We start from the raw sequence: 5802 nt of genomic DNA, 5'->3' as shown, positions 1-5802 counted from the left end.
GGGATGCCTCGCTACTGGCTTGATCAGGTCCTGCCACGCTCCCGCGCCCTGTCTGCCGTGGCCTCCGATTCGTATCGGTCCATCCTGGGCAATCCGTGGCAGTTCCTCTCCTTGGCGACGGCGTATCAACTGGGCCTGCGCGGGCCAGCGCTCACGGTGCAGACCTCCTGCTCCACGTCGTTGGTCGCGGTCCACCTGGCCTGCCAGAGCCTGCGGCTGGGCGAGTGCGACTTTGCGCTGGCGGGAGGCGTCTCCCTCTTCGCCTCGGGCCCGTCTGGCTATCTATATGAGGAAGGCGGCATCGCGTCCCCGGACGGGCACTGCCGCCCCTTCGACGCGAAGGGGCAGGGCACGGTGCCCTCCAGTGGCGTGGGCGCCGTGGTGCTGAAGCGACTGGAGCATGCGCTGCGCGACGGGGACCCCATCCACGCTGTCATCCGGGGCTCGGCCATCAACAACGACGGGAGCGACAAGGTCGGCTTCACCGCCCCGAGCGTGGAGGGACAGCGCGACGTCATCCGCCAGGCGCACGCGGCGGCCGGAGTGGATCCACGACACGTCACCTTCGTCGAAGCCCACGGGACCGCGACACCGTTGGGCGATCCGTTGGAAGTCCAGGCGCTGCGGCTGGCCTTCGGAGACCGTGGAGACTCCGCGCCGTCCTGTGTGTTGGGCTCGCTCAAGAGCAACGTGGGGCACCTGGACTCGGCGGCCGGGGTGGCGGGGCTCATCAAGGCGACGCTGGCCTTGAAGCACCGCTTCCTGCCCGGGACCGTCCACTTCGAACAGGCCTATCCGGAGCTGGGGCTGGAGCGCGGCCCCTTCGTGGTGAGCCGGGAAGGGCGTCCGTGGACACCGCCCGCTGGGCTCCCGCGCCTCGCCGGAGTCAGCGCGTTTGGCATTGGCGGAACCAATGCCCACGTGGTGCTCGAAGAAGCCCCGCCCGCGCCAGCGTTCTCCGAAGCACGCGAAGAGGCGACGGTGCTGGTGGTGTCGGCCCGGAGCGCGGACGCGCTGACCACGGCGAGCCAGCGGCTCGCGGATCACCTGGAGCAACACCCGCCCCCGTCCCTGGCGGACTGCGCGTACACGCTACAGGAGGGAAGGGCGGCCTTCGAGCACCGACGGGCCGTCGTGTGCCAGGACTCCGCGGACGCCACCGTGAAGCTCCGGTTGCTTGTTCCACCTCGGCGCATGGCGCCCCGTGCACCGGAAGTGGTCTTCCTGTTCCCCGGCACGGGCACGCAAGAGGTGGGCATGGGCGCGGCGTGGTACCGGCGCGCGCCGGTGTACCGCGAGGCCCTGGATCAATGCCTCGCACGCTTCGGCCAGGACCTGGAGCGCGAGCTTCGCGGCGCGCTGTTCGCGGAGCCTGCGGAGAGGGCGCTCGCGGAAGACGCCCTCCGGGCACCCTCGCTGGGCATGGCCGCCATCTTCTCCACGGAGTACGCGCTGTCGCGGCTGTTGAACTCCTGGGGCATCCGTCCATCGGCCCTGATGGGCCACAGCCTGGGGGAGTACGCCGCCGCGTGTCTGTCGGGCGTCCTGTCGCTGGAAGAGGCCGTGGCCCTGGTCGCCCTGCGCGGCCGGCTCTGCGACGCCTTGCCACCGTCCGGAATGCTGGCGGTGCCTTTGTCGGAGGACGTGCTCGTACAGGAGCTCGATGTCGGGTTGTCCTTGGCCGCCGTGAACGGGCCCGGGCAGTGCGTGGTGTCGGGGACGTTGGACGCCCTGGACGCCTTCGCGGCGCGGCTGCATGCGCAGGGGGTGCGGTCGAAGCGACTGCCGCGCTCCATCGGGTTCCACTCCGCGGTCGTGGAGCCAGCGATGAAGCCGCTCACGGCGTTGGCCGCGACGCTGGCGCCCAGGGCCCCGGTGATTCCCATCGTCTCCAACGTGACGGGCACCTGGCTGGGCGCGGACGACGCGCGCGACCCCGCGTACTGGGCGCGGCACCTGCGACAGACGGTCCAGTTCTCCACCGGGCTGGAGTTGCTGCTGGAAGACCGCGAGCGGATCTTCGTGGAGGTCGGTCCGGGAAGGACCCTCTCCACGCTGACCCTGCTGCATCCCCAGGTGGGCCAGGAGCAACAGGTCCTGGCCACGCTCGGCGTGCCGCAGGGACGGCAGAACCCTCCCGAGACGGATGAACAGGCCTTGCTCGGCGCCGTGGGACAGCTGTGGACCGCGGGTGTCCCCGTGGACTGGAGCGCGACCCGGGACAAGGCGCCACGGCGGCGGGTCCCACTGCCGACGTATCCCTTTGAGCACCAGCGCTACTCACTGGAGGCGCAGGCGCCCCGTGTCCCGCTTGAGCCCGTCACGGAGCGGCGCGACCTGAGGAGCGAGGAGGTGGGGGCACTGGTGGAAGACCTCTGGAAGGAACTGCTCGGGGTGGAAACGCTGACGCCCGACAGCCACTTCTTCGAGCTGGGAGGAACCTCCCTCCTGGTCGTGCAGCTCAACCGCGAGCTCAAGTCGCGGCTGTCCGTCCGCCTGTCGCTGCACGCGGTGCTGGAGCACCCGACCCTGGGCGCGTTCGTGCGGGCCGTGCAGGAGGCGCTGGAGCGGACGGGAAGGCCCCTGCGGAAGCCGGCCACGCTGCGGATGCAGCTTCAGGACGGGCGACCTGATCAGGCGCCGCTCTTCCTCGTGCAGCCCATTGGCGGAACGGTCTACACGTACCTGCCGCTGACGCGACAGCTGGGGCCTTCCAGGCCGGTCCATGCGTTCCGCGCCTCGGGGCTGGAGCCCGGCGAGGTGCTCTACCGGGACGTGCCTTCGATGGCACGCCGGTTCGTGGACGAGCTGCTGGAGTTCCGACCCCACGGGCCCTACTGGCTGGGAGGCCATTCGTCGGGAGGCGTGATTGCCTATGAGATGGGGGCCGTCCTGCTGGAGCGGGGACATGACGTGGCGGGCGTCATCCAGATCGACACGGTGACGGTGGCGGACTCACGTCGGCTGGGCATCAAGAGCGTGGGGGACGTGCTCCAGTTGATCGACGCCTTCCGCCGCATCTCCCCGCGCGCGGCGGAAGGCCTGCGGGCCGCGATGGAGACCGACTCGAGGCTGCGCGACGTGGTGCTCGCCACCAATGAGGCCCTCGCCGCATACCTGCCGGGACCTCACCCGGTCCCCCTGGTGTATCTGCGGGGCCGGGAGCGGGACACGGTCCTGGACGTGCACGCGGAGGAGTGGTGGCGGGCGCTGACGACCGGGTGCTTCCAGTTCCACGAGGTGCCCGGCAATCACTTCTCCGTCATGGAGGTGCCCTTCGTGACGGAGGTGGCGCGGATCATCGAGAACTGCCTGACGACAGCGAAGGGAGTGCGGTGCGATGACCTCAACCCGGGATGAGCAGACAAAAGACAGGGACGGCTGGAAGGCGGAGCTGGGGCAACGCTTCGCCGCGTTCATCGACGCCTATGAACGCAGGAGCCTGGAGGCCCTGGGGGAGCTGTTCTGGCATGACGAGGACCTCGTCGTCATGGGCACCCACTCCAACCTCCACTTCACCGGCTGGGCGCAGGTCGAGCACTCATTCCAAAGACAGTTTGAACACCTGCGCGACCTCCACGTGACGCTGCGCTCCCAGCCGCTCTGGCACGGAGGCGCGCCGCCCTCCACGATGGCGTGTCTCACGGTGCCCGCGATGGACCTCTCGGTGACGGTGGATGGCAAGCCCACCACCTTCGCGGGGATCCGCGTGACCTGTGCCTTCGAACGCCGGGGAACCGAGTGGCGGATGGTCCAGATGCACTGGTCGCTCCCGCGCGTGGAGGTGTTGGTCAATCACGGGGCGCAGTAGGCGCGCTCAACCCGGTGGCAGGGGCGAGCGTCGCGGCGTGCCCAGCAACTCCAGCGTGCGCACCGCCACGTCCGCCAGCGTGGAGGAGCACGGCATGCAGCCCCCACCGCAGCACGGGGGCCACTCGCCCTCCGGGTCCCGCAGCAGCGGATACACGCACCCCCGAAGGGACTCCGGCAGTCCGGCGTCCTCGCACGCCTGGCGCAGCGCCGCCTCCACGGTGGCATCCTTCACATCCATCCCTCCACCCCCTTTCGCAACCCAATGGCAGGAATCCCGTGCCCTCCACTCCCTTCTTCGCATTACTGCTGATGGGATTCGCTGCCGCGTGCACCGGATCCGGCCGCGCTCCCAGCACCCCACGGACCGACCCCACGGTGCGCCTGATGGACACCGTGCGCGCGCACGCCCGGGCCCACGGCTCCACGAAATCGCCTGTCTGCTCGCCCTCGGTCGCGCTGCTCGACTTGAAGGACCGCCAGGGACTCGACGTGCAGCGCCTCCAAGATGCCGGCCACCCGGTCGTCGTCTGGACGGTGAACGACCTGCCGACAATGAAAGCCCTGCTCCAGCGCGGCGTGGACGGCATCATCAGCGACCGGCCGGACCTGCTCGCCCGCGCGGTGCGCGACTTCGACGCCAACGCGGACGGAACGCCCGGAGACCTGCTGGACGCGGACGGCCTCATCGATGCGAAGCGCTTCGATGCCCAGGGCCACCGCGGCGCGCGCGCCCTGCGCCCGGAGAACACGCTGCCCGCCTTCGAAGCCGCGCTCGACCACCGCATGACCACACTGGAACTGGACACCGTCCTCACCACCGACGGCGTGCCCGTGCTCTCCCATGACCCGGACCTCTCTCCGTCGAAGTGCCGCCACGCGGACGGAAGCCCGCTCCCGGCCCCCGTTCCCATCGCGTCCCTCACCGTCGCCCGGCTCCAGGCCACCTATGTCTGCGACAGGCTCCTCGAGGACCGCCCCGAACAGACGAACGACCGCGCCCGCTCGCCCGAAGCCGTCGCGTTCGCCGCCCGCACCGGCCTCCCGGACCCCTACACCGTCCCCACCCTGAGCCAGGTCTTCGCCTTCGCCCAAAGCCAGTCAGACACCGAGCACGCGGCGAGCGACCCGCTCCGCGCCCGGAACGCCGGCCGGGTGCGCTTCAATGTGGAACTCAAACGGACCCACGGGAACACACCCGTCGCCCCGGCCCATGGGGAGGCGGTCGCCCAGGCCATCCTCTCCCGGGGGCTCGCCGACCGTGCGGACGTGCAGTCCTTCGACCCGAGCGCCCTGCGCTCAATGCAAGCCAGCCACCCCTCACTGCGCACCGTCTACCTGTTGGAGCACCTACCGACGGACGCCGACTTGTAGGTGGCGAGGGTCCAGATGGTCAGGTACCAAATCATCTTGCGCAAAATTGTTAGGGACCTTACTAGATGTGCGCCGTGATTCCTCCCCGCGCCAAGAACGCCCCTTCGATGAAGCTCGTCCCCCGGTACGAGCGGCTGAAGCAGTTGGCCAAGCGCTTCCCCGCGTTGGATCCCAGCGCCATCGAGACCTGTCTGACGATGCTGCGGCTCTCCAATGAGCTGACGGCCGCCTACGAGGCTCACTTCACGCGGCACGGCCTGTCGCAAGGGCGCTTCGTCGTGCTCGTCCAGCTCTTCATCGCGGAGGACTCGGGAGAGAGCCTGAGTCCCGCGGAGATCGCGGAGCTGTCGCAGTGCACCCGCGCCACCATGACGGGGCTGCTCGACACGCTGGAGAAGGACGGCCTCATCACCCGCGTGGACCACCCCGAGGACCGGCGCATGTACTCCGTGCAGCTCACCGCGCGGGGCCGCGAGCTCATCCAGGGCATGTTGCCCGACCATTACCGCCGCATCGCCACGCTCATGGCGCCCCTGAGCCACGCCGAGCGGGACACCCTGCGCGAGCTGCTCGCCAAGGTGTCCTCCCTGTCTCTTATACACCTCTGACGCTGCCGAC

General features: G+C 69.7%; 4 protein-coding genes. 3 read left to right on the top strand and 1 reads right to left on the bottom strand.

All coding sequences use genetic code 11. From position 1 onward, the window contains the following. Both D7V97_RS39065 and D7V97_RS39060 read left to right on the top strand, forming a co-directional pair. On the top strand, positions 1-3360 hold a 3360-nt coding region (locus D7V97_RS39065), incomplete at its 5' end, for a type I polyketide synthase (protein WP_147445164.1). Next, complete coding sequence (locus tag D7V97_RS39060; RefSeq protein WP_120615670.1) at positions 3341-3811, top strand: nuclear transport factor 2 family protein; 471 nt, start codon at positions 3341-3343, stop codon at positions 3809-3811. The genes D7V97_RS39065 and D7V97_RS39060, both read left to right, overlap by 20 nt. Before the next feature lie 6 nt (positions 3812-3817). Here D7V97_RS39060 and D7V97_RS39055 read toward each other — a convergent pair whose 3' ends face one another. Beyond that, positions 3818-4051 carry a hypothetical protein gene (locus D7V97_RS39055; RefSeq protein ID WP_120615669.1) on the bottom strand — a complete coding sequence of 78 codons (234 nt, stop codon included), beginning with the start codon at positions 4049-4051 and terminating at the stop codon, positions 3818-3820. 38 nt (positions 4052-4089) lie between these two features. Here D7V97_RS39055 and D7V97_RS39050 point away from each other — a divergent pair, with 38 nt between their 5' ends. Further along, positions 4090-5184, top strand: coding sequence for a glycerophosphodiester phosphodiesterase family protein (locus D7V97_RS39050; RefSeq protein WP_120615668.1), 1095 nt, complete (start codon positions 4090-4092; stop codon positions 5182-5184). Positions 5185-5802: the final 618 nt, after the last annotated feature.

Source organism: Corallococcus sp. CA053C (genome assembly GCF_003611675.1).
Classification (GTDB): domain Bacteria; phylum Myxococcota; class Myxococcia; order Myxococcales; family Myxococcaceae; genus Corallococcus.
This window is presented reverse-complemented; position numbering and strand designations above follow the sequence as displayed.